This is a genomic window from Palleronia sp. THAF1, from assembly GCF_009363795.1.
GTDB lineage: Bacteria > Pseudomonadota > Alphaproteobacteria > Rhodobacterales > Rhodobacteraceae > Palleronia.
Map to the genome: position 1 here is coordinate 290992 of NZ_CP045420.1, position 21983 is coordinate 312974.

The 21983-nt window shown below is 63.5% G+C and carries 23 protein-coding genes; 14 read left to right on the forward strand and 9 right to left on the reverse strand.

Going from position 1 to position 21983, the window contains the following annotated elements; genetic code table 11:
* The first annotated feature begins 159 nt into the window (after nt 1–159).
* The 6 genes from FIU81_RS01480 (at nt 160) to FIU81_RS01505 (ending at nt 3680) form a co-directional block, all read left to right on the forward strand.
* A complete protein-coding gene (locus FIU81_RS01480) occupies nt 160–504 on the forward strand; it encodes a YbaB/EbfC family nucleoid-associated protein (RefSeq protein ID WP_124111026.1) in 345 nt (114 codons plus the stop codon).
* Between the two features lie 100 nt (nt 505–604).
* Nucleotides 605–1207 carry a recombination mediator RecR gene (recR, locus tag FIU81_RS01485; RefSeq protein WP_124111025.1) on the forward strand — a complete coding sequence of 201 codons (603 nt, stop codon included), beginning with the start codon at nt 605–607 and terminating at the stop codon, nt 1205–1207.
* A 241-nt stretch (nt 1208–1448) separates the two neighbouring features.
* The gene (locus tag FIU81_RS01490; protein WP_124111024.1) at nt 1449–1952 is read left to right on the forward strand and encodes a YbjN domain-containing protein; all 504 of its coding nucleotides are present in this window, start codon (nt 1449–1451) and stop codon (nt 1950–1952) included.
* 159 nt (nt 1953–2111) lie between these two features.
* Nucleotides 2112–2498, forward strand: coding sequence for a hypothetical protein (locus FIU81_RS01495; protein WP_124111023.1), 387 nt, complete (start codon nt 2112–2114; stop codon nt 2496–2498).
* A 52-nt stretch (nt 2499–2550) separates the two neighbouring features.
* On the forward strand, nt 2551–3351 hold the full coding sequence (proC, locus tag FIU81_RS01500; RefSeq protein ID WP_124111022.1) for a pyrroline-5-carboxylate reductase: 801 nt from the start codon (nt 2551–2553) through the stop codon (nt 3349–3351).
* The gene (locus FIU81_RS01505; RefSeq protein WP_124111021.1) at nt 3348–3680 is read left to right on the forward strand and encodes a tRNA-binding protein; all 333 of its coding nucleotides are present in this window, start codon (nt 3348–3350) and stop codon (nt 3678–3680) included. Before proC ends, FIU81_RS01505 begins: the two co-directional genes overlap by 4 nt.
* Before the next feature lie 9 nt (nt 3681–3689).
* Here FIU81_RS01505 and FIU81_RS01510 read toward each other — a convergent pair whose 3' ends face one another.
* From FIU81_RS01510 to FIU81_RS01520, 3 genes are all read right to left on the reverse strand, one after another.
* On the reverse strand, nt 3690–4283 hold the full coding sequence (locus tag FIU81_RS01510; RefSeq protein WP_124111020.1) for a thymidine kinase: 594 nt from the start codon (nt 4281–4283) through the stop codon (nt 3690–3692).
* Between the two features lie 59 nt (nt 4284–4342).
* Nucleotides 4343–7675 (reverse strand): carbamoyl-phosphate synthase large subunit, encoded by a 3333-nt coding sequence (gene carB / locus FIU81_RS01515; protein ID WP_124111019.1) that lies wholly within the window; start codon nt 7673–7675, stop codon nt 4343–4345.
* A gap of 70 nt (nt 7676–7745) precedes the next feature.
* Entirely contained in the window at nt 7746–8939 is a 1194-nt protein-coding gene (locus tag FIU81_RS01520) for an SAM-dependent methyltransferase (RefSeq protein WP_124111018.1), read from the reverse strand.
* A gap of 138 nt (nt 8940–9077) precedes the next feature.
* Here FIU81_RS01520 and aspS point away from each other — a divergent pair, with 138 nt between their 5' ends.
* The gene (aspS, locus tag FIU81_RS01525) at nt 9078–10856 is read left to right on the forward strand and encodes an aspartate--tRNA ligase (RefSeq protein WP_124111163.1); all 1779 of its coding nucleotides are present in this window, start codon (nt 9078–9080) and stop codon (nt 10854–10856) included.
* A gap of 48 nt (nt 10857–10904) precedes the next feature.
* Here the strand turns inward: aspS and FIU81_RS01530 are convergent, their stop codons facing one another.
* A complete protein-coding gene (locus FIU81_RS01530) occupies nt 10905–11615 on the reverse strand; it encodes a response regulator (RefSeq protein ID WP_124111017.1) in 711 nt (236 codons plus the stop codon).
* 132 nt (nt 11616–11747) lie between these two features.
* Here FIU81_RS01530 and mce point away from each other — a divergent pair, with 132 nt between their 5' ends.
* Together mce and FIU81_RS01540 are read left to right on the forward strand one after the other, a co-directional pair.
* Complete coding sequence (gene mce, locus FIU81_RS01535) at nt 11748–12152, forward strand: methylmalonyl-CoA epimerase (protein ID WP_124111016.1); 405 nt, start codon at nt 11748–11750, stop codon at nt 12150–12152.
* A complete protein-coding gene (locus FIU81_RS01540; RefSeq protein WP_124111015.1) occupies nt 12153–12452 on the forward strand; it encodes a DUF1467 family protein in 300 nt (99 codons plus the stop codon).
* On the opposite strand, the gene FIU81_RS01545 is transcribed toward FIU81_RS01540, so the two are convergent.
* Both FIU81_RS01545 and FIU81_RS01550 read right to left on the reverse strand, forming a co-directional pair.
* Nucleotides 12379–13110 carry an EI24 domain-containing protein gene (locus tag FIU81_RS01545; protein ID WP_124111014.1) on the reverse strand — a complete coding sequence of 244 codons (732 nt, stop codon included), beginning with the start codon at nt 13108–13110 and terminating at the stop codon, nt 12379–12381. The two genes, FIU81_RS01540 and FIU81_RS01545, sit on opposite strands and share 74 nt — an antisense overlap.
* Nucleotides 13107–13685 (reverse strand): nitroreductase, encoded by a 579-nt coding sequence (locus tag FIU81_RS01550; RefSeq protein WP_124111013.1) that lies wholly within the window; start codon nt 13683–13685, stop codon nt 13107–13109. The genes FIU81_RS01545 and FIU81_RS01550 overlap by 4 nt, the downstream gene beginning before the upstream one ends.
* Nucleotides 13686–13855: 170 nt before the next feature.
* On the opposite strand from FIU81_RS01550, the gene FIU81_RS01555 reads away from it, so the two are divergent.
* Entirely contained in the window at nt 13856–14131 is a 276-nt protein-coding gene (locus tag FIU81_RS01555; protein WP_124111012.1) for an SH3 domain-containing protein, read from the forward strand.
* 171 nt (nt 14132–14302) lie between these two features.
* Here FIU81_RS01555 and FIU81_RS01560 read toward each other — a convergent pair whose 3' ends face one another.
* Both FIU81_RS01560 and FIU81_RS01565 read right to left on the reverse strand, forming a co-directional pair.
* A complete protein-coding gene (locus FIU81_RS01560) occupies nt 14303–14668 on the reverse strand; it encodes a hypothetical protein (RefSeq protein WP_124111011.1) in 366 nt (121 codons plus the stop codon).
* A gap of 354 nt (nt 14669–15022) precedes the next feature.
* Complete coding sequence (locus FIU81_RS01565; RefSeq protein ID WP_124111162.1) at nt 15023–15259, reverse strand: hypothetical protein; 237 nt, start codon at nt 15257–15259, stop codon at nt 15023–15025.
* 128 nt (nt 15260–15387) lie between these two features.
* Between FIU81_RS01565 and FIU81_RS01570 the strand changes: the two genes are divergently transcribed.
* Complete coding sequence (locus tag FIU81_RS01570; RefSeq protein ID WP_124111010.1) at nt 15388–16092, forward strand: M48 family metallopeptidase; 705 nt, start codon at nt 15388–15390, stop codon at nt 16090–16092.
* A 76-nt stretch (nt 16093–16168) separates the two neighbouring features.
* Entirely contained in the window at nt 16169–17209 is a 1041-nt protein-coding gene (locus tag FIU81_RS01575; RefSeq protein WP_216644269.1) for an alpha/beta hydrolase, read from the forward strand.
* Nucleotides 17210–17695: 486 nt separating this feature from the next.
* Here FIU81_RS01575 and rimO read toward each other — a convergent pair whose 3' ends face one another.
* Nucleotides 17696–19108: a 30S ribosomal protein S12 methylthiotransferase RimO gene (gene rimO, locus FIU81_RS01580; RefSeq protein ID WP_124111009.1), complete on the reverse strand. Its 1413-nt coding sequence runs from the start codon at nt 19106–19108 to the stop codon at nt 17696–17698.
* A gap of 155 nt (nt 19109–19263) precedes the next feature.
* On the opposite strand from rimO, the gene FIU81_RS01585 reads away from it, so the two are divergent.
* The gene (locus FIU81_RS01585; RefSeq protein ID WP_124111008.1) at nt 19264–19737 is read left to right on the forward strand and encodes a lytic transglycosylase domain-containing protein; all 474 of its coding nucleotides are present in this window, start codon (nt 19264–19266) and stop codon (nt 19735–19737) included.
* A 44-nt stretch (nt 19738–19781) separates the two neighbouring features.
* Entirely contained in the window at nt 19782–21968 is a 2187-nt protein-coding gene (locus FIU81_RS01590; RefSeq protein WP_124111007.1) for a primosomal protein N', read from the forward strand.
* Nucleotides 21969–21983 lie beyond the last annotated feature (15 nt).

Consider the following 21983-nt stretch of genomic DNA (forward strand, 5'->3'; position numbering starts at 1 on the left):
CACATTTCGGGGGACCACCCATGATCCGCAATATCATCTACATCGTCGGCTTGATCGTCGTCGTACTCTTCATCCTGTCGCTGCTTGGCGTCGCCTGACCTTGCACGACGCCATGCCCGCCCGTATCTGAAGGGTTAACTTCGGATACGGGAGAGCGTGATGCTTAAAGGACTGGGCGGCCTGGGTGACATGGGCAAGATGATGAAGGCCGCGCAAGAGATGCAGGGTAAGATGGAGTCGTTGCAGGAAGAACTGCACACGATGACCGTCACCGGCGAGTCCGGCGCGGGCATGGTCAAGGCCACCTCTACCGCGAAGGGTGAGCTGGTTGGTCTGGACATCGACCCGTCGATCTTCAATCCCGATGAGAAGGAAGTGGTCGAGGATCTGATCCTTGCCGCGATCAAGGACGCGCAGGGCAAAGCCTCTGACCGCGCGCAGGAAGAAATGGCGAAGCTGACCGAAGGGCTAGGCTTGCCCCCCGGTATGAAACTGCCGTTTTAGAGCGGTCGGCGCAGCTGATCCGCAGTGGACAGAGGGCAAGCATACTTGCCCGGAGTCGCACCCGGTTCTGGTCCGGGTGCCTGAACGGGGGATCTGACCCATGACCGACGCCCCCTCTGACATCCAATCCCTGATCGACCTGATGGCGAGGCTTCCCGGTCTTGGCCCGCGCTCCGCCCGGCGCGCCGTGCTGCACTTGATCAAGAAGCGATCACAGCAGATGCGGCCCCTGGGGCAAGCCCTGATGACGGTTGCCGAAACAGCCCGCGAATGCCTGACCTGCGGCAATATCGGTGAAGGTGATAGCTGTGCCATCTGCCGGGATGAGCGCCGCGCGACGGGCGAAATCTGCGTGGTCGAGGATGTCGCCGATCTGTGGGCCATGGAACGGGCAGGCGTCTTCAAGGGCCGCTATCACGTATTGGGCGGCACGCTGTCCGCGCTCGACGATATGGGGCCGGACGAGTTGCGCATCCCCCGACTAGAAGTGCGCATCGGGGATGAAGACGTGCGCGAGGTGATCCTTGCGTTGGGTGCGACTGTCGATGGCCAGACCACCGCACACTACATCGCCGACCGGCTTGAAGGGCGCGATGGGCTGTCTGTAACAAGCCTTGCGCAAGGCGTTCCGGTGGGCGGTGAGCTCGATTATTTAGACGACGGCACGATCGGCGCAGCCCTGCGGGCGCGCAAGGCGTTCTGAACAGGTTTATCCACAGAACGGCCTGAGAAACCCTAGACGATTCGAAAATCAGCATCTGGAACCGTGATCCCGGCTTTCCACAACTTACTGATCGAATCGCTAAATAAAACCTTTACAGAGAGTCGCCATTCTCACACCATATCTTGTGAGAGCTGGTCGAATGACCGACCGGGTCTTGAGCAGGCACCAAGTCCTTGGGGCGATTCGGAAAATCGCTTTCGGACCAACGAAAGAGGCCGCTATGGCGTTGAGCGAGCAGTATATCAACACCGATGAATTGGACCCGATCGACATCGTCGAGCATATCGCCGAGCACTACGATTGGGAGTTCGACCGTGTTGCCGAGGATCAGATCGCTATGGCGGTGCAGGGCCAATGGCGCACCTACTCGCTGACGTTGGCATGGGCACCCCATGACGAGACGTTGCGCCTGATCTGCACCTTCGAGATGGAGCCACCGGAAGAGCGGATGGCAGAGCTTTACGAGGTTCTGAACGCCGCCAACGACCAATGCTGGCTGGGCGCTTTCACCTATTGGGCCGAGCCCAAGCTGATGGTCTACCGCTACGCGCTGGCGTTGCAGGGCAGCCAGATCGCCGGTCCCGAACAGATCGACCGGATGATCGAGGCCGCCGTGAACAACGCAGAGCGCTTCTACCCAGCGTTTCAACTGGTTTGCTGGGGCAACCGCGCCCCGGCTGACGCGATGCAGGTCGCAATCGCAGAGGCCTACGGCCGCGCATGACCTGCCCCTCAGGAAGCCCCGGACACGACACCCCCTCAAGAACAACAAGTCCCTGGCTTCCACCCCACCCCGCAGCGCGTGGCAGCGCGCTGCGGGGGCCTTAACGTAAAAAGTTAATAATTCGTTAATCCGGCTGCGATTTGCGCTATGTGTCTCGGCATGGCCAGTGAACTCGACCTTGCAGCGATCCTGTGCAGCCTTGTTCTGGGCGGCACGCCGGAAGTCTCTCACCCCTATTCCGTGGGCTATGACCTGCACCGCATCCGCGTGGACTGCGAAACCGATACCCACGTGATAGAGGTTGGCTTGGACAAGCGCTCGTCGCTCGACTCTGTCCAGCAGGCGCTGTTCGCGGCGTCGCTGACGGGCAAAAAGCCGATGGTCGTGATGATCGACACGGACGCCCGCGAAGGCCCGTTCGAGTTGCGCGTGCGGACCGCCGCGCAGATGGTCGAGATCGAGCGGCGCACCTATGACGCCGATTTCCTGATCCGCTGGCAGATGACCTCATGGCTGCGCGAGATCCGCATTCCCGGACCGTCCTGATTGCACCTGTGGACCTGCGCCGTCACATTGGTGCGGAATCGAGAGGTGCATTATGAATATGAGTGATCTGAAGACCCGCGGTCTGGCGATGCTGGGCTGTGGCAAGATGGGGTCGGCGATGCTGGAAGGCTGGCTCGCCGGCGCGCTGGAACCCGGCGATGTCTGGGTGATGGACCCGAACCCGTCCGAGTGGTTGCAGGGCACGGGCGTTCACATCAACGAAGGCCTGCCCGACGCGCCCGCGATGCTGCTTGTCGCTGTCAAGCCGCAGATGATGGGCGATGCGCTGCCCACGGTGACGGCCCACGGAAACGGCGACACGGTCGTGCTGTCCGTCGCCGCCGGCGTGACCATCGCAGCGTTCGAAGATGTTTTCGGTGCAGATACGCCTGTCATCCGCGCCATGCCCAACACGCCTGCTGCAGTTGGTCGTGGCATCACAGCGCTTGTGGCGAACGACAAGGGGCAGGCCACGCTGGACCTTGCGGCCGACCTGCTCGACGCCGTGGGCCAAACAGTGCGGCTGGAGTCCGAGGATCAGATGGACGCCGTTACGGCGGTGTCCGGCTCCGGTCCGGCCTACGTCTTCCACATGATCGAATGTCTGGCCAAGGCGGGCGAGGCACAAGGGTTGGACGCTGATCTGGCGATGGCGCTGGCGAAGGCGACCGTCGGCGGGGCAGGGCAGCTGGCCGAAGACAGCCCCAAGGATCCCGGCACGCTGCGCTCTGACGTCACCAGCCCCAACGGCACGACACAGGCGGGGCTAGAGGTTCTGATGGCGGACCTGCCGGACCTGATGCACCGCACGGTAACGGCAGCGGCAGAGCGGTCGCGGGAACTGGGCAAGTGACGGCGAGTTTCGACGACTTCCAGAAGCTCGACATCCGGGTGGGCCGGATCGTCGAGGCAGAGCCGTTTCCAGAGGCGCGCAAGCCCGCCATCAAGCTGCGCGTGGACTTCGGAGATCTGGGGATCAAGCGATCCTCGGCCCAGATCACGGCGCACTATGACGTGGATGGCTTGGTCGGACGGCAGGTGCTGGCCGTCGTCAACTTCCCGCCACGCCAGATCGGGCCGATCATGTCTGAAGTTTTGGTGCTTGGCGTGCCCGATGCGGATGGAGAGGTTGTGTTGCTAAGCCCCGATCAGGATGTGCCGCTGGGCGGACGCTTGTTCTAGGCGTCGTCTCTAGGCGTTTCGGGGCCGGTCCCCGGTCGCCTCTCGCCAGTGACGGCGGCACAGAGACACGTAGGTCTCGTTGCCGCCGATCTGTACCTGGTCGCCGGTGGTCAGCACGCGGCCGTCGGCGTCCTGCCGCACGACCATGGTGGCTTTCTTGCCGCAATGGCAGATGGTGCGGACCTCTCGCATCTCATCCGCCCAAGCCAGCAGCGCCGCCGATCCGGGGAACAGGTTGCCCTGAAAGTCGACCCGCAGCCCGTAGGCCATGACCGGAACGCGCAGGTCGTCCACAGCGCGGACCAACTGCCAGACCTGTCCTTCGGTCAGGAACTGCGCTTCGTCCAGGAAAACGCAAGCGATGGTGGCCTCGCCCATCCAACCTTCGATCCGGGCGAACAGGTCATCCTCTTCGCCATAGGTCTCTGCTTCTGCGCCGATGCCGATGCGGCTGCCAATTCGCCCGGGGCCCGCGCGTTCGTCCATCCGCGCAGTCAGCAGGCGCGTTTCCATCCCGCGCTCACGGTAGTTGTGCGACGCCTGTAACAGCAGGGTCGACTTGCCCGCGTTCATGGTGGAGTAGTTGAAGTAGAGCTTGGCCATGCGGCCCCCTCTTCATCGTTCCTTAAATACCTCGGGGGTATGGGGGCAGCGCCCCCATCCTAACCCTGCAAACTGCGCACTTCGATTTCGCCCTCGCGACGGGCCTGTATCGCCAGCGCCGCAGCGTGGGAACCGGCGAGCGTGGTGTAGTAGGGAATTTTGTCATACAGCGCGACGGACCGCATCGAGCGGCTGTCTTCCACCGCCTGCGCGCCTTCGGTGGTGTTCATCACCAGATCGACGCCGCCGTCCTTCATGACGTCAACGATGGTGCGCCCGCCTTCGTAGACCTTATTCACCTGCTTGGATTCGATGCCGTTGTCGGCAAGGAAGCGGTGCGTGCCGTCGGTGGCGACGATGGAGAGGCCAAGGTCCGTCAGAATGCGCGCCGTCTCGACCAGTTGATCGGTCTTGTCGGCTTCCTTGATCGACAGGAAGGCCGTGCCTGCGTCGGGCAGGTCCACGCCTGCGCCCATCTGCGCCTTCAGGAAGGCGGTCGCGAAGTCGCGGTCCCAGCCCATGACTTCACCGGTCGAACGCATTTCCGGGCCAAGCAGCGTGTCGACGCCGGGGAAGCGGGCGAAGGGCAGGACGGATTCCTTGACCGAGAACCACGGCATATGCGGGTCGGCCAGCGTCATGGGGTCGGCCAACGGCAGCGTGTCGTCGGGCGAGGTGCCATCGGGGTAGGCCTTGCGCAGCGGGAAGTTCGACAGCGGCTCGCCGGCCATCAGGCGCGCAGCGATGGAGGCGATGGCGCTATCGGTGGCCTTCGCAACGAAGGGGACCGTGCGCGACGCGCGGGGGTTCACCTCCAGCACGTAGATCACGTCGTCCTTCACCGCGAACTGTACGTTCATCAGGCCGACGACGCCCAGCTTCTTGGCCATGGCGATCGCTTGACGTTCCATTTCCTCGACCAGATCGCGGGACAGGGTGTGGGGCGGTAGACAACAAGCGCTGTCGCCTGAGTGGACGCCAGCCTCTTCGATGTGCTGCATGACGCCCGCGACATGGACGTCTTCACCATCGGACAGGCAGTCCACGTCTACTTCGACGGCACCCGACAGGTAGCTGTCGAGCAGGACGGGGTTCGTGCCGGATACGTCCACCGCGTCGCGGATGTAGCGTTTCAGGTGCGCCTCGTCGCGGACGATCTCCATCGCGCGGCCGCCCAGCACGTAAGAGGGGCGGATAACCAGTGGGAAGCCGACGTCCTTGGCCATCTCCAACGCCTGTTCGTCCGAACGCGCAAGGCCGTTGACCGGCTGCTTCAAACCAAGCTCGTTCAGCATCGCCTGGAACCGCTCGCGGTCTTCGGCCAAGTCGATGGCGTCGGGGGAGGTGCCGAGTATGGGAATACCGGCGTCCTGCAGGTCGTTCGCCAGTTTCAGCGGTGTCTGCCCGCCGAACTGGACGATGACGCCGTGCAACGTGCCGTTTTCCTGCTCAACCCGCAGGATTTCCATGACATGCTCAAACGTCAACGGTTCGAAATACAGGCGATCCGACGTGTCGTAGTCGGTGCTGACCGTCTCTGGGTTGCAGTTGACCATGATGGTTTCATAGCCCGCGTCGGACAGCGCATAGCAGGCGTGGACACAGCAATAATCGAATTCGATACCCTGACCGATCCGGTTGGGACCGCCGCCAAGGATCACGACCTTCTTGCGGTCGGACGGTCGCGCCTCATCCTCGACCTCGCCCATCATCGGGGCCTCGTAGGTCGAATACATGTAGGGGGTCTGGGCTTCGAATTCGGCGGCGCAGGTGTCGATGCGCTTGAAGACGGCGGTGACGCCAAGGTTGTGGCGGGCGCGGCGGACGTTCGCCTCATCCCGGCCCGTCAGCCGGGCAAGGCGCGCGTCGGTGAAACCCATCACCTTGAGGTCGCGCAGCCCGTCTTCGTCGGTGGGCAGGCCGGTCTTGCGCACGGTCTCTTCAGCGTCGACGATCTCTCTGATGCGGGCCAGGAACCACGGGTCGAATTTCGTCACGGCGTGGATATCGTCCAGCGACATGCCATGGCGCATGGCTTGGGCCGCGACGCGCAGGCGGTCGGGGGTCTGGCGGGCAAGGGCGGTGCGGATGGCGGCGGGATCGGTGTCGGCGTTGGGGATATCGATCTCGTCGAAGCCCGACAGGCCGGTTTCCATGGACGCCAGTGCTTTCTGCACCGACTCGTGGAACGTGCGACCCACGGCCATCGCCTCGCCCACGGATTTCATCGCCGTGCTCAGATCTGGCGTGGCGCCGGGGAACTTCTCGAAGGCGAACCGAGGAATCTTGGTGACGACGTAGTCGATGGACGGCTCGAACGACGCGGGCGTGACGCCGGTAATGTCGTTGTCCAACTCGTCCAGCGTGTAGCCAATCGCCAGCTTTGCAGCGATCTTGGCGATGGGGAAGCCGGTGGCCTTGGATGCCAGCGCGGACGAGCGGGACACGCGGGGGTTCATCTCGATCACGACCATGCGGCCGTCATCGGGGTTCACGGCCCACTGCACGTTCGATCCGCCGGTCTCGACGCCGATCTCGCGCAGGACAGCGATGCTGGCCGAACGCATGATCTGGTATTCCTTGTCGGTCAGCGTCAGCGCGGGCGCGACGGTGATCGAGTCGCCGGTGTGGACGCCCATCGGGTCCACATTTTCGATGGCGCAGACGATGATGGCGTTATCGGCGCGGTCGCGGACGACCTCCATCTCGAACTCTTTCCAGCCGAGAAGGGACTCGTCGATCAGGATCTGCGCGACCGGAGAGGCTTCCAGCCCCGAGCGGCAGTAATGCTCATATTCCTCCCGGTTGTAGGCGACGCCGCCGCCCGTGCCGCCCAGCGTGAAGGCGGGGCGGATGATGGCGGGCAGGCCCACGTATTCGATGGCGGCAATGGCCTGATCCAGACCCTCGCGAATGTCGTAGCCCGTGTCGGTCTTCGGGGCGGCGACGATGGTGGCCTTTGGGTTCTCCAGCCCCAACCGGTCCATCGCCTCGCGGAACAGCTTACGGTCCTCGGCCATTTCAATGGCCTCGCGCCGTGCGCCGATCATCTCGACCCCGTGTTCGGCCAGCACGCCCATCTCTTCCAAGGCAAGCGCGGTGTTCAGGCCGGTCTGCCCGCCCATCGTCGGCAACAGAGCGTCGGGCTTTTCCTTTGCAATGATCTTCGCAACCACCTCTGGCGTGATCGGCTCGATGTAGGTCGCATCCGCCAGCCCCGGATCGGTCATGATCGTCGCGGGGTTCGAGTTCACCAGGATGACCCGGTAGCCTTCCTCTCGCAGAGCCTTGCAGGCTTGTGCGCCGGAATAGTCGAACTCGCAGGCTTGCCCAATGATGATGGGCCCCGCTCCGATGATCATGATCGATTGGATATCGGTCCGCTTCGGCATCGTAAGGCCCCCAGTGGTCAAATCGAACGGGGTTATACGCGCGCGTCGACCGGGTGCAAGGGCGGCTGGCCTAGCTGTACAGATAGTCCCGCGTGATCGGCACGGAGTCCTTCTGCTTGGCCAGTTGCAGGTGGAAGACGACCTGCTGGCCGTAGACGAAGCTCATCTCTGAAGCGACGAGGTAGTAGCGCCACATGCGGGCGAACCGTTCGTCGTAAAGGGCGTGGACCTTGTCGATGCCATCCTCGAATCGCAGCTGCCATGCGCGCAGGGTCTTCGCGTAGTGCAGACGCCAAACCTCGATATCCATCTGGTCGAGGCGCTGGCGTTCGACGGCGGCGACGGTTTCCGAGAGCGCCGGAATGTAGCCGCCTGGAAAGATGTACTTTTCGATGAAGGCAGAGGTGATGCCCGGTGGATTCATGCGCCCGATGGTGTGGATCAGGGCGATACCGTCGCCTGTCATTCGCTCACGTACGGCGGCGAAATATTCGTCGTAGTGGGGCACGCCCACATGCTCGAACATGCCGACCGACACGACCCGGTCGAAGGTTTCGGTCACGTCGCGGTAGTCCTGTAGGCGGATCTCTACCTTATCCTGCAGACCCTTTTCGGTCACGCGCTTGTTCGCAAGGCTGTACTGTTCTTCGGACAGGGTGACGCCGACGACATGCGCGCCGAACTCTTCGGCCAGCGTGATGGCCATGCCGCCCCAGCCGCAGCCGATGTCCAGAACGGTCATGCCCGGCTCTATCAGCAGCTTGCGCGCGATGTGGCGCTTCTTTTCCAGCTGGGCCTCTTCCAGCGTGATCTCGTCGGTCGGCCAGTAGGCGCAGGAATATTGACGGTCGGCGTCTAGAAAGATGTCGTATAGTTCGGCGGACAGATCGTAGTGGTGGGCCACATTCTCGCGCGATTTCCGGGCCGGATTGAACTGCGACACGCGCCGCAGATGCTTGCCGACGTTCACATGCGCGCGCTGGATCCAATGCTGGTGGCCAGAGCGCATGTTGCCCAGAAGCAGGCCCATGAAACCGCGCAGGTCGTCGTTCTCGATGACCAGCTCACCTTCCATGTACCCCTCGCCGGTGCCCAGATCGGGATCCTTGACGATCTTGGCCAGACGGTCTGTCTCGGTGATGGCAGCGGTGATCTGAGGCTCACCCGATCCGGCGCTGAACTTGCGGCTCGATGGCAGGGTGACGTGCAGCGTGCCGTCCCTCACGATCGCGTGGACGATGTCCACGAAAATCCGTTCCCACATGCTTTGGCCCCCAGCCCCTTATTTCGGTTACCATTTCTGGCGCTGTGGCCGGATTCGTCAAGGCGGGGGCGGCTTGACTTCCCGCAAGGTGACATGTGTATCGCGCCCAGCAGCCCGCACCCGAAGGATATCCGCCAGATGCACGCCTACCGCACCCATACCTGTGCCGCCCTGTCGAAAGAGAACGTGGGCGATACCGTGCGTCTCGCCGGTTGGGTGCACCGCGTGCGCGACCATGGCGGCGTGCTGTTCCTGGACCTGCGCGACCACTTCGGCATCACGCAGGTGATCTGCGACCCGGACTCGGACGCGTTCTCCGACATGGAGAAGGTCCGCTCGGAATGGTGCATCCGCATCGATGGCACGGTGAAGGCGCGCGACGAGAGCCTTGTGAACGCCAAGCTGCCGACGGGTGAGATCGAGGTCTACTGCCGAGGGATCGAAGTTCTGGGGCAGGCGGGAGAGCTGCCGCTGCCGGTCTTCGGCGAGCCGGAGTACCCCGAGGAAACGCGCCTGAAGTACCGCTTCCTCGACCTGCGGCGCGAGACGCTGCACAACAACATGGTTCTGCGCTCGGACGTTGTGCGCGATTTGCGTCAGCGGATGTGGGACCAGAACTTCAACGAGTTCCAGACGCCGATCATCACGGCATCTTCGCCTGAAGGCGCGCGCGACTTCCTGGTGCCGTCGCGTTTGCATCCGGGCAAGTTCTACGCGCTGCCGCAGGCCCCGCAGCAATTCAAGCAGCTGATCATGGTGTCGGGCTTCGACAAGTATTTCCAGATCGCGCCCTGCTTTCGCGATGAAGACCCCCGCGCCGACCGCTCGCCCACCGATTTCTACCAGCTCGACATGGAAATGTCCTTCGTCGAGCAAGAAGACGTCTTCGCCACCATCGAGCCGGTGATCCGCGGCTGCTTCGAGCGCTTTGGCGGCGGTCGCAAGGTCGACCAGACGTGGGAACAGATTTCCTACCGCGATGCCGCGTTGTGGTACGGCACCGACAAGCCCGACCTGCGTAACCCGATCAAGATGCAGGTGGTGTCTGAGCATTTCGCCGGATCCGGCTTTGCGATCTTCGCGTCGCTGTTGGAAAAAGAAGGCACGGAAATCCGGGCCATTCCCGCGCCCAAGGGTGGCAGCCGCAAGTTCTGCGACCGGATGAACAAGTTCGCGCAAGAGCAGGGCCTGCCGGGGATGGGGTATATTTTTTGGCGCGATCAGGGCGACGGTATGGAAGCCGCTGGTCCGCTTGCCAAGAACATTGGGCCGGAGCGGACGGAAGCGATCCGCCAGCAGCTTGGTCTGGAAGTCGGCGATGCGGCGTTCTTCCTGGGCGGCAAGCCTGCTGATTTCGAAGGCGTTGCGGGTCGCGCGCGCACTGTCATCGGCGATGAGCTGGGCCTGACCGACAAGGACCGCTTCGCTTTCGCGTGGATCGTTGACTTCCCGATGTACGAAAAGGACGACGAAGGCCGGATCGACTTCAGCCACAACCCGTTCTCCATGCCGCAGGGCGGGATGGAGGCGCTGGACGGCGATCCGCTGGAGGTCCTGGGATACCAGTACGATCTGGCGTGCAACGGCTACGAGCTGATTTCCGGCGCGATCCGAAACCACCGCCCCGAGATCATGTTCAAGGCCTTCGAGATCGCCGGCTACGACGAGGCCGAGGTGCGCAAGCGGTTCGGCGGCATGGTCAATGCGTTCCAATATGGCGCGCCGCCCCACGGTGGCTGTGCCGCCGGTATCGATCGTATCGTCATGCTGCTGGCGGACGAGGCGAACATCCGTCAGGTCATCATGTTCCCGATGAACCAACAGGCGCAGGACCTGATGATGAACGCCCCGTCCGAAGCAACCCCGGCGCAGCTGCGCGAGTTGGGTCTGCGGGTGATGGCGAAGGATCAGGCGTAGTCGGTCAAGCTTGCAGTTGCGTTGACGGTCATGGTCGGCGGGGTCATCTTACCCCGCCATCCTCCGCCCGCCTGTCCGGGTTTGGACCAAGGCGGCCAGGTTGCCGATTTCGGGAAGGATCGGGCGGCCGTGGTCGAGCGCGGCTTCAAGGCGGGCAACCGCGGCGAGAAGTTCGGTGTCTCCGACAGAGCGTGCCAATCCGCGCGCGAAGTCCATCGCGTAGGCCATCGTCGCGCGGTCTGCGCTGCCGTCCATCAACTCTCCGATCAGCGACAGATCATCGAGAAACATCGCCTCGTCCGGTTCCAGCACATCGGTGTCCAACCTTCGAGGGCCAAGGGGGCGGGCAGCGTGCGGCAGCTTCGCCAGCACCATCGCGTGGAAATTCGCGACCGAGCCGAACGGTTTGGCAAGGAACCCATCGGCCCCGGCGGCCAGCGCGGCCTGTCGCATCTGTGGCTCTCCCGAAACGGCGAGTAGCACCGCGACGCGCGGAGTGGCCGTGTTCAGGCGTCGGATCAAGTCCAGTCCGGACCCGTCGGGCAGGCCAAGGTCGATGATCACGACCGACGGACGCCAGGATTTCAGATGACGATCAGCGGATTTGAGACAGTCGGCACGACGAATCCGCGCCCCGCCTTTCATGCACATCAGCCGCAATGCTTCACCGGCGTGGCGGCTGTCTTCGACGACCAGTACCGATTGCCCAAGAAGAGGTCTGTCCGACGTCGGCCGCCGGGTTTGCATGAGATCGTTCATCTGAACTCCACAATTCATAACGTCGATTGCTTTACCAAACCACGGCGAAGCTAATGGAAGGTTAACCGCACCGACCTTGAGCCGCGCGTGTGCAGACGGTATGCCGCGCCAGACATGCAGGGGGTGAAAGACATGATCGGACGGTTGAACCACGTGGCCATCGCAGTGCCGGATTTGGACGCCGCAGCGGCGCAGTATCGCGGCACGCTGGGGGCAGAGGTCGGCGCACCACAGGATGAGCCGGACCACGGCGTCACCGTCATCTTCATCACGTTGCCGAACACCAAGATCGAATTGCTGCACCCGTTGGGCGAAGGCTCTCCCATCGCAGCGTTTCTGGAGAAGAATCCGGCGGGCGGCATTCATCACATCTGCTACGAGGTGGATGACATCATCGCCGCGCGCGATCATCTGACAAGTGAAGGCGTGCGGGTTCTGGGCGATGGAGAGCCGAAGATCGGCGCGCATGGCAAGCCGGTGCTGTTCCTGCATCCCAAGGACTTCACGGGCACCCTGATCGAGTTGGAGCAAGTCTAGATGGGCATCACATCCGCGCTGGTTCTCTATGCCGTCGTCTGGTTCATGGTCTTCTTCGTCGTGCTGCCCATCGGGCTGTCGACGCAAGGTGACGAGGGCGAGATCGTGCCGGGCACCCACGCCAGCAGCCCCGCGCGCTTTCCGCTGAAGCGCAAGGTCATCCAGACAACCGCTTGGGGCACCGTCATCTGGGCTGTCATCGCCGGCGTGATCCTGTCCGGCGCGATCAGCGTTCGGGATATCGACTGGTTCGACCGGATGTCGCCCCCCGAGGCGCAATCCGGTGAAACAGATGAGTAAAGCTGGCCGCGCCCAGTAGTGGCACGGTCAGGTTCACGATGGGGATTGTCAGCGGTACCGCCATCAGACATCCCGCCGCCCAGATGCGGAAAGGGTGGCGTGCGCGTAATGCGGCGGCACCTTCAGGGCCAAGGCGTCGCGTGGCGATCAACTGAATGTATTCGCGGCCCAGAAGAAAGCCGTTCAGCGCATAGAAGATGAACGGCGCGAAGGGCGGCACGATTAGGTAGGCGATCAGCGCCATCAGGTTCGCCGCGATCAGCACGCCCAGAAAGCCCGCGCCATCGCGGATCGACTCAATGATCGACAGGCGCGGGGCCGGGGTCAGGTTCGGGTAGTGCTTCGCCTCGACCGCGTCTGTCACGTCGTCCAGTAGAAAGCCCGTAAAGACGGAAGCCACAGGCATCATAAGGAACACCGACAGGATCATCAGCCCGACGACCGACAGGCCGGACGCAATGTCATCCAACCAGCCGATCGTTCCGATGAACGGCAGCGACACGGTGTCGGGCAGCAGCCAGTTCAGCCCCCAGACGGTCGCCGCGCCGAGGCCGACCAGCAGCAGAACGGTCAGGCCGATCCCGGTCCAGAGCACACGCTGGAACGCCGGGTCGCTGAGTTGCGCGATGGCACGCGCGATGTCGCCAAGGAATTTCACTGCGTGACCCAATCGACCTTTGTGTCTAGGTCGGGACGGGGGCGGTCGGGCGGCGGTGTCGTTTCGGTGCCGATGTGGATCAGGCCCGCGACCATCTCATGCTCGGCCAAGCCAAGGCCGTTCGCCATGAAGACCCGGTCATGGCTGGCCCAGCCGGACAGCCAGTTGGCTCCCCAGCCTGACGCAAGGGCCGCGTTCACAAGGCTCAGGCAGACGGCACCCGCAGACAGGATCTGCTCGATGTGGGGCACCTTTGGGCTGTCCACTGGCGAGGCGATGACGGCGACGGCCAACCCGCCATCGGCATATTGCAGGCGCTGCTTGTCGATCTCTTCCGGCGTGCGCCCCAGCGCTTTGCCCCGTTCCCCGACCAATTCCGCCAGCCGCATCAGCGCCGCCCGTTCCAGCACGATCAGACGCCATGGCTCCAGCTTGCCATGATCGGGGCTGCGCAGGGCAGCGGTCAGGATCGGCAGCAGGTCTTCGCGCGTGGGCACCGGCGCGGTCAGCGTCTTTGCGGGGCGCGAACGACGTGTCAGCAAGAAATCCAGCGCGGCGGGGTTGGGCGGGGGCATGGCAGACTCCATTCGTGTCGGTGTGCATGTCGGGCTTGCGCGCGGACGGGTCAAGGCGCGGCAGGGATGTCACAGGTGCGCGCGCCATATCGGGCCTGCCCCGACGCGCCCGCTTTGCGCCGGGCGGGACGGGTGGCACAAGGGGTCCGACACACAGGAAAGGCCGGATCATGCGTCGCAGCTTTGTCACGTTTCTTGCGTTGGGCGCCCTTGCGGGCTGCGTCTCGCTGGGAAGCCCCACGGTCGTCCGCAACACCGGGGCCGAGCTTCTGAAACTGCGCGCGGGGCCGGGGCTGGGATACAATGTGATCCTCGGCCTGCCCGACGGCACCCGCCTCGTGCGCCGCGATTGCGTAACAGAGGTCGGCCAACTGTGGTGCCGCGTCTCCTTGGCCGATGCGCCGACGATCACGGGGTATGTGGCAGAGGATTATCTGTCGGATTGAGGGGGCTTTTAGGCTTGGAGTAGAACCGCCGAAGGTTCGGTTCGAGTCCAGAGTGACCGAATGCTGCAGCGCGAAAAATGGAAGATTTTATTTGGGGCAACAGCAGTTCAGGATATATTTTTGACTCCTAGGTAATTAGATTTTTAGTGGAGCGGCTTGCCCATGCCAAAGCTAGCTGGCGTTGGCCGCCTGAAATCTAACCAGCTCTTTGAAGGCGGGCGAAGTCGAAATTTCCGCAGCTAGATCTTGCGGCATCCCGCGCGCAATCATTCGGCGAAACAGAATTTCTGAAAACGATGTACTTTGGCCCGCAACTCCAGTGGGGGCGATATCGGCAGGAGAAGTTGCCGCTGCACAGCCGGTGCTTAGTCCATCGGCCGGCCGACCCTCCGCTGCTAAGCGCTTTTCGGCTGCGACGTAAATGGCGCACTCTTGTTCAGCAAGCGACTGTACCGCTTGAGGATTGGAAACCACGCTTGTTTGGCACCCTGGAACAACGAAGATAGTGGCGATTATTGCGAGTATTTTCCAATTCATAAGGAAGGTCCTGACTTCAATAGCAATTTGGCCGACTTTTTGGCACTCGATAAAGAGTATTAAGTGGTCTGTCTATACAGTCCAGAAAGTGTTCCAATCTTTTCTTTTCTGATCAACTGAGCGCTACGGCGCGCATCAATGGCGTAGCCCGCCGCGCTTTCGGTTAGCCGTCCTGCGAACAGCCGAACCGTCGACGCCGGCACCGCGCGTTGGCTTCCCCTGCAAACGATGACCATGAAGCAATCCACCCAGATTCCAGATCGCCGGTCCCCAGCCGACCAATTTCGCCTCACCGTGAGTTTCTGAAAAGTCCGCACAGCCGCCATTCGCCAACGCTCCGCTAGGCCCCGTCTCCTAACGCTTTCCCCTGATCTCATACGCCCCTTCCGGCAGATCGAGCGCAGCGGCCAGATCGGACACCTGAGCGGGCGATAGGGTGATGCGCATCAGGCGGTCGGTGTGGGGGTCGACCTGCTCGACCGTCACGCAATCGTCGAACGCGTTGATGGTGATGTCCGCCTGCCGATGATTGGCCGGGGCGTCGACCAGCGTGATGACGGTGGCGTCGAACTCGTGCTCGATGGTGAACATGGGACGCGGGCCTGTGATTGGGAGCATAACGCTTGCAAGCTGTCCCGGATCACGTCTGCGCGCAACCGCTGGTCGCGCTCGCCCAAGCCGCTAATGTGGGGATCAGACCCGAGCCCGGAGCCCGTCCCATGCGCATCCTCGCCCTGATCCTGTCATTGACCCTTGCGGGCTGTGTGACCACGCCCGTCGTCGTGGCCACACCAACCGCGCCACGGCCCGCGCCGGGGCCCGTCGTTACCCGCAGCCCGACGCAGGCCGCGCAGTCCTTCGTGCAGGTGGTGGAAGACGTGATGCCCGTCGCCCGTGCCGCCTGTAACGCACGGACGCAAGGCGTGCGCTGCGATTACCTGGTGGTGGTCGACGACCGCATGAACCAACCGCCCAACGCCTTCCAGACGCTGGGGCGCAACAATCAGCCGGTGGTTGGCTTCACGCTGCCGTTGATCCTGTCGGCTCGGAACGACGATGAGCTGGCGTTCATCTTGGCGCACGAGGCCGCGCACCATATCGAGGGGCACATCGCACGGGGCCGCGCGTCGGCCCGGTCCGGTGCTCTGGTGGCCGGGGCCTTGGTGGCCGCTTCCGGTGGGGATGCAATCGCGGTGCGAGAGGCGCAAGATTTCGGCGCGTTCTACGGCGCGCGCCGCTACGCGCAGGGGTTCGAGTTGGAGGCAGATTCGCTGGGCGCGGTGCTGGCCGAGCAGGCCGGCTACGATGCGGTGCGGGGCATCATGTTCTTCCAGAACGCCCCCGATCCCGGCACCCGGTTCCTTGGCACCCATCCGCCCAATGCGCAGCGTATCGCCAATGTGCGGCGGGTTGTCGGGCGATAACGGCGGAGTGAAGGCAGAATTGGAACCTCGTTCGGAAGCGTTTGTTCTTAGGGCACTAAACTGAACGGAGTAACTCATGTCCCGCCTTATGTTTCCCCTTGGCGCCACTTTGGCGCTGACCACCGCGCTGCCTGTGATGGCACAAGATGACAGTCAGTCCAGCCCGGTCCTCTATCCCGAAATTCAGTCCTTTCTTGAGACGTTGGAAGGCGCCCCGGCGATCAACACGTTGCCTCCCGAAGAGGCGCGGCAGATTCTGATCGACACCCAGACCGGTGCGGATGTCGATATGCCCGAAGCCAGCGTCGAAGAGATGACGCTGCCGGTCGGCCCGGACAGCGATACCACTGTTTACGTCGTGCGCCCCGATGGTGCCGGTGACGAAGCACTTCCCGGTGTCGTGTATTTCCACGGCGGCGGCTGGATCTTGGGCAACTTCACCACGCACGAACGCCTGATGCGCGAAATGGCCAACAAGACGAACGCAGCTAACGTCTTCGTTGAATACGCGCCGTCGCCCGAGCAAAAACACCCCTATGCCATCGAACAAGATTACGGCGTGTTGGAATACGTGGCCCAGAACCCCGAAGAGTTCGGCATCGACGGCGAACGTCTTGCCATCGCGGGCGACTCGGTCGGCGGACACATGGTCGCCACGGTCGCCATGATGGCGCGACAGAACGGCGGCCCAGAGATCGACGCGCAGGTGATGTTCTACCCTGTGACCACCGCCGAGTTGGACAGCGACAGCTATTCCGAGTTCGCGGATGGCCCGTGGCTGACCAAAGCCATGATGGAATGGTTCTGGGATGCCTACCTGCCCGAGGGCGCCGATACGTCCGACCCGATGATCTCGCCCCTGATGGCCGAGCAGGATGTGCTTGCCGATTTCGCGCCGACCCTTGTCATCACCGACGAAAACGACGTGCTCCGTGACGAGGGCGAGGCTTTCGCCGAGAAGCTGGCGCAGGCGGGCGTCGAGGTCGAGAGCGTGCGCTACAACGACACGATGCACGACTTCGTCATGCTCAATCCGATCGCGAACACCCCGTCGACCCGCGGCGCCATTGATCGCGCCTCCAATTTCCTGAGCGATCACCTGACCGCCGACGAGTGATTTTCTGGACAATCAGGATTTGGCCCGCCCCTTCGCCGGGGCGGGCTTTTTCATGCCCGATTGTAGAGTGCTGCGGCAATGAGCAGGCAAAGAACGGATAGTGCTCCCGGAAGAAGAACAGGCCAGAGCGGCGGGGCGTTGGTGGCGATCCGGGGCTTCAGCGGTCCGATGACCCCAAGAGACGCCACCCGGTCCACCGGGCGCGCTGTCGGCGCCGGGCTTGATGAGGGCAGAAAATCGGGCGGGGTCAGTTTCACCGGCACTGCCGGGTCAGGCAGTGATGGAGAGGCCCAAAGGCCGGTGGTCAAGAGAAGCGAGAGAAGCATAGATCAGAACATGGTGTGCTGCCTTGCTCTTGCCCAGTTTTCGCCACGATATGCGGTGAAAGCGGAAACAATCCGAGGTTTGTGTGCGGATTGTTCTCGAAAATGATGGGAAATGCCGGGTTTCCGAGTTTAGGCAGACCGCGTCGCGGACTCGTCGTGTCTAGTGTCGGATCGACCCCCAAAGATCATACTCGCCCGCCTCGTCCACTTCGACGGTAACGATATCCCCCGGCGACAAATCCTCGTGCCCCTCGTCGATATACAGATGCCCGTCGATCTCCGGCGCGTCGCCCTTGGTGCGGCAGGTGGCGGCGTCGTCTTCCACAAGATCCACGATCACTTCCATCCGGGTGCCGACTTTGGCCTCCAGCTTCGCCTCGGAAATCGCTTGGGCCTTCTCCATGAACCGCTCCCAACGATCCTGCTTAACCTCGTCGGGCACATGGTCGGGCAGGGCGTTCGACCGCGCGCCGTCCACGTTTTCATATTGGAAGCAGCCGATGCGATCCAGCTGCGCCTCGTCCAGCCAGTCAAGCAGGGTCTGGAATTCGGCCTCGGTCTCGCCGGGATAGCCGACGATGAAGGTCGAGCGCAGCACCAGATCGGGACAGGACGCGCGCCACGCGGCGATCTCGTCCAGCGTGCGGGCGGCGGCGGCGGGGCGGGCCATGCGCTTCAGCACCTCGGGGTGAGCATGTTGGAACGGAATGTCCAGGTAAGGCAGCAATCCGTTCGCCGGATCGGCCATCAGCGGCACCAGTTCGCGCACGTGGGGGTAGGGGTAGACGTAGTGCAGCCGGACCCATGCCCCAAGCTGGCCCAACTCGCGAGACAGGCCAAGGATCGGCGCTTTCTCGGGCCGCTCTGCCCAGTCGGTCCCATAGGCGCTGGTGTCTTGGCTGATCACCAGCAACTCGCGCACCCCGGACTCGACCAGCTTTTCCGCCTCGCGCAACACCGCCTTCTGGGGACGCGATTGCAGACGCCCGCGCATGTCGGGAATGATGCAGAACTTGCACTTATGGTTACAGCCCTCGGAGATCTTGAGGTAGCTGTAGTGGCGCGGCGTCAGCGACACGCCCGATGCCGGCAGCAGGTCGACGAAAGGATCTGGGTCTGGCGGCACGGCGGCGTGGACGGCGTCCAACACTTGCTCGTATTGATGTGGCCCGGTGACCGCCAGAACCTTCGGATGTGCGCCGGTGATGTAGTCGGCCTCTGCGCCCAGACAGCCGGTGACGATGACGCGACCGTTCTCGCGCAGGGCCTCGCCGATGGCGTCCAGGCTCTCTGCCTTGGCGCTATCAAGGAACCCGCAGGTGTTCACGATCACAGCATCCGCACCGGTGTAATCGGGCGAGATGCCGTAGCCTTCTGCCCGCAGCCGCGTCAGGATGCGCTCGCTGTCGACCAGCGCCTTTGGGCAGCCAAGGGACACCATGCCGATGGTTGGCCCGGCGCCACGCCGCGCGGGGCCGGTGGTGTCTAGGTCGCGCTGCAACCGGGCGTTGGCGTCGCGCGGAACGCGCGCATTGGCGAGGTCGGGACGCAATGAAGGAGGGTTCTGTGCCATGCCGCCCCTTAGCGGAACGTGGCGGCCTGCGCAAAGCCTCTCCCTTCTTTGTTTTCCCAAATACTCATGGCCCGCCACTCGCCATCGGCGCGCTTCCGCCAGCGTGACGAGCGCGGCTCTTGCCAGAATCGACCCCACGCGGCACGAGGATCGCCATGATACGCATGATGATCCTTCTGGTCGCCCTGTCGGCCTGCGCCGCCGCGCCGGATGTGACCCGCGCGCCCGCGCCGACGCTCAATCCCGGCGAGACGGGTCAGATGAGGGCGCTTGTCAATAAATACGCGGCAATCCACGAGATCCCGGCCAGCCTGATCCACCGCGTCATCCAGCGCGAAAGCGACTACCGTCCAGGTGCGCGCAACGGCCCCTATTGGGGGCTGATGCAGATCCTGCCCCAGACCGCGCGCACCATGGGCCACCAGGGTCCGCCAAGCGATCTGCTCGATGCCGAAACCAACCTGACCTACGCGGGGCGATACCTGAAGGGCGCGTGGATGGTGTCCGACGGCGATGAGCACGCGGCGATGATGTGGTATGCCAAGGGCTATTACTACGAAGCCAAGCGCCGCTGCCTTCTGCGCGCCACCGGCCTGAACGACCGAGAGACAGCGCGCCACTGCCGCTAAGGCACCACCTTGCACCCCCCGGCGACAGCGGTCATCTGAAACCCATGCCCCACTTCGCCCATGGCGATCTGATCGCCGTCCAGACCACCCAGCCGCTCGATCGGACGCTTGATTATCGTGCGCCCGAAGGCGGCTGTGCGACAGGCGATTTCGTCGAGGTTCCATTGGGTCCGCGCAAGGTGCTGGGCGTCGTCTGGGGCCCGGGCGAGGGGGGCTACGATCTGGCAAAGGTGCGCGCCGCCTACCGCGTGCTGGACGTGCCGCCGATGCGCGAAGAGATGCAGGTCTTTCTGGCCCGCGCCGCTGAATACACGCTGACCCCCATGCCCGCGATGCTGCGATTGGCGACGCGCGTGCCGGGGCTGGGTCAGGATGTGTCCTTGCGGCGGGTCTATACGCGCGGGGCGGCGGACCCCGACCGTATGACCGACGCCCGCACCCGCGTGCTGGCGGTGCTGGACGAGTATCAGGGACTGTCCTTCACCTTAAGCGAACTGGCCGAGATGGCGGGGGTGACGACATCCGTGGTGAAAGGTCTGGTGAAGCAAGGCGCGGTGTACGAGCGCGAGGCCCCGCGCGACACGCCCTATCCCCGGTTGGACCCGGACTTGCCGGGCAAGCCTCTGGCGAAGGATCAGGGGCAGGCGGCGCAGGCAATGGTGCAAGCTGTTCAGTCTGGCGACTACGGCACCACCATGCTGCGCGGCGTCACCGGATCGGGCAAGACAGAGGTCTATCTGGAAGCCGTCGCCGCCTGTCTGGCAAAGGGGCGTCAGGCGCTGGTGCTTCTGCCCGAGATCGCGCTGACGGCGGAGTTTTTGCACCGCGTCGAGGTACGGTTCGGCGCACGCCCCGCCGAATGGCACCACGGTGTGACCCAGACAGAGCGGCGGCGCTGCTGGAAGATGGTGGCCACGGGCGGCGCGCAGCTGGTTGTGGGCGCGCGCTCGTCTTTATTCCTGCCGTTTCGCGATCTGGGGCTGGTGGTCGTCGATGAAGAGCATGACACCTCCTACAAGCAGGAAGACGGCGTCCTGTATTCCGCGCGGGACATGGCCGTTTTGCGTGCGTCCATCTGTTCGGCGCAGGTGGTGCTGGCCTCCGCCACGCCCTCGCTGGAGACTTGGGCGAATGTCGAGGCCGGGAAGTACAACGCGCTGACGCTCACGTCCCGGTTCGGAGATCGGGCGATGCCGAAGATGGACGCCATCGACATGCGCGACGAAGAGTTGCCGGGCGGGCGATGGGTGTCGCCCAGCTTGCAGGCGCAGATGCAAGACCGGCTGGACAAGGGCGAGCAATCGCTGCTGTTCCTGAACCGGCGCGGCTATGCGCCCGTCACGATCTGCCGTGCCTGCGGGGAAATGGTCGCTTGCCCCCATTGCGATGCGCGGATGGTCGAGCATCGGTTCCTGAAAAGGCTGATCTGCCACCAGTGTGGTGAGACCAAGCCCGTGCCGCCCGAATGTCCGTCCTGCAAGGTCGAGGGCAAGATGGCCGCCGTCGGTCCAGGTGTGGAACGCATGGCAGAAGAAGCCGCTGCGCTATTCCCCGATGCGCGGGTCGAGGTGCTGTCGTCGGACATGTACGCCAGCTCACGCGCGCTGCAGGCCCGGATCGAGGCCATTGCGGCAGGGGCGGCGGATATCGTCGTGGGCACGCAGCTGGTTGCCAAGGGCCACAACTTTCCGCTGCTGACGCTGGTGGGTGTCATTGACGCGGATCTCGGGCTTCAGGGATCTGACCTGCGCGCCGCCGAGCGCACGTTCCAACTGATGCGACAGGTGGCGGGCCGCGCGGGACGGGCGGACAAGCCCGGTGCGGCGGTGTTGCAGACGTTCCAGCCCGAGCACCCCGTCATCAAGGCGATCCTGTCGGGGGATGAAGAAGGATTCTGGAAGGCAGAGGCCGAGCAGCGCCGTGCGGCGGGCGTCCCACCCTACGGGCGTATGGCGGGCATTGTGCTGTCGTCGCCGGATGTGCAGGCGGTGTTCGATCTGGGCAATCGTCTGGCGCGCGCCGATGCGCCCCTGCGCCGGATCGGGGCGGATCTGTATGGTCCTGCCCCCGCACCCATTGCGCGGATCAGGGGGCGGCATCGGGTGCGTTTGTTGATCAAGGCCGAGAAGTCGGCGCCGCTGCAAGCGGCAGTGACCGAATGGCTGGCGAGCGTGCGCTGGAAGGGCGACATTCGACTGAGCGTCGATATAGATCCGCAAAGCTTTTACTGAACGGCAAAAGGCCCG

Bases quoted from the DNA above. Each gene is read 5' to 3' on its own strand.
- FIU81_RS01575 (WP_216644269.1), top strand. From the start codon at position 16,169: ATGTCCCGCCTTATGTTTCCCCTTGGCGCCACTTTGGCGCTGACCACC.
- FIU81_RS01490 (WP_124111024.1), top strand. From the start codon at position 1,449: ATGGCGTTGAGCGAGCAGTATATCAACACCGATGAATTGGACCCGATC.
- mce (WP_124111016.1), top strand. From the start codon at position 11,748: ATGATCGGACGGTTGAACCACGTGGCCATCGCAGTGCCGGATTTGGAC.
- FIU81_RS01555 (WP_124111012.1), top strand. From the start codon at position 13,856: ATGCGTCGCAGCTTTGTCACGTTTCTTGCGTTGGGCGCCCTTGCGGGC.
- FIU81_RS01510 (WP_124111020.1), bottom strand. From the start codon at position 4,283: ATGGCCAAGCTCTACTTCAACTACTCCACCATGAACGCGGGCAAGTCG.
- proC (WP_124111022.1), top strand. From the start codon at position 2,551: ATGAATATGAGTGATCTGAAGACCCGCGGTCTGGCGATGCTGGGCTGT.
- FIU81_RS01560 (WP_124111011.1), bottom strand. From the start codon at position 14,668: ATGAATTGGAAAATACTCGCAATAATCGCCACTATCTTCGTTGTTCCA.
- FIU81_RS01590 (WP_124111007.1), top strand. From the start codon at position 19,782: ATGCCCCACTTCGCCCATGGCGATCTGATCGCCGTCCAGACCACCCAG.
- FIU81_RS01520 (WP_124111018.1), bottom strand. From the start codon at position 8,939: ATGTGGGAACGGATTTTCGTGGACATCGTCCACGCGATCGTGAGGGAC.
- aspS (WP_124111163.1), top strand. From the start codon at position 9,078: ATGCACGCCTACCGCACCCATACCTGTGCCGCCCTGTCGAAAGAGAAC.
- recR (WP_124111025.1), top strand. From the start codon at position 605: ATGACCGACGCCCCCTCTGACATCCAATCCCTGATCGACCTGATGGCG.
- FIU81_RS01550 (WP_124111013.1), bottom strand. From the start codon at position 13,685: ATGCCCCCGCCCAACCCCGCCGCGCTGGATTTCTTGCTGACACGTCGT.
- FIU81_RS01585 (WP_124111008.1), top strand. From the start codon at position 19,264: ATGATACGCATGATGATCCTTCTGGTCGCCCTGTCGGCCTGCGCCGCC.
- FIU81_RS01565 (WP_124111162.1), bottom strand. From the start codon at position 15,259: ATGTTCACCATCGAGCACGAGTTCGACGCCACCGTCATCACGCTGGTC.
- carB (WP_124111019.1), bottom strand. From the start codon at position 7,675: ATGCCGAAGCGGACCGATATCCAATCGATCATGATCATCGGAGCGGGG.
- FIU81_RS01480 (WP_124111026.1), top strand. From the start codon at position 160: ATGCTTAAAGGACTGGGCGGCCTGGGTGACATGGGCAAGATGATGAAG.
- FIU81_RS01570 (WP_124111010.1), top strand. From the start codon at position 15,388: ATGCGCATCCTCGCCCTGATCCTGTCATTGACCCTTGCGGGCTGTGTG.
- FIU81_RS01540 (WP_124111015.1), top strand. From the start codon at position 12,153: ATGGGCATCACATCCGCGCTGGTTCTCTATGCCGTCGTCTGGTTCATG.
- FIU81_RS01530 (WP_124111017.1), bottom strand. From the start codon at position 11,615: ATGAACGATCTCATGCAAACCCGGCGGCCGACGTCGGACAGACCTCTT.
- rimO (WP_124111009.1), bottom strand. From the start codon at position 19,108: ATGGCACAGAACCCTCCTTCATTGCGTCCCGACCTCGCCAATGCGCGC.
- FIU81_RS01495 (WP_124111023.1), top strand. From the start codon at position 2,112: ATGGCCAGTGAACTCGACCTTGCAGCGATCCTGTGCAGCCTTGTTCTG.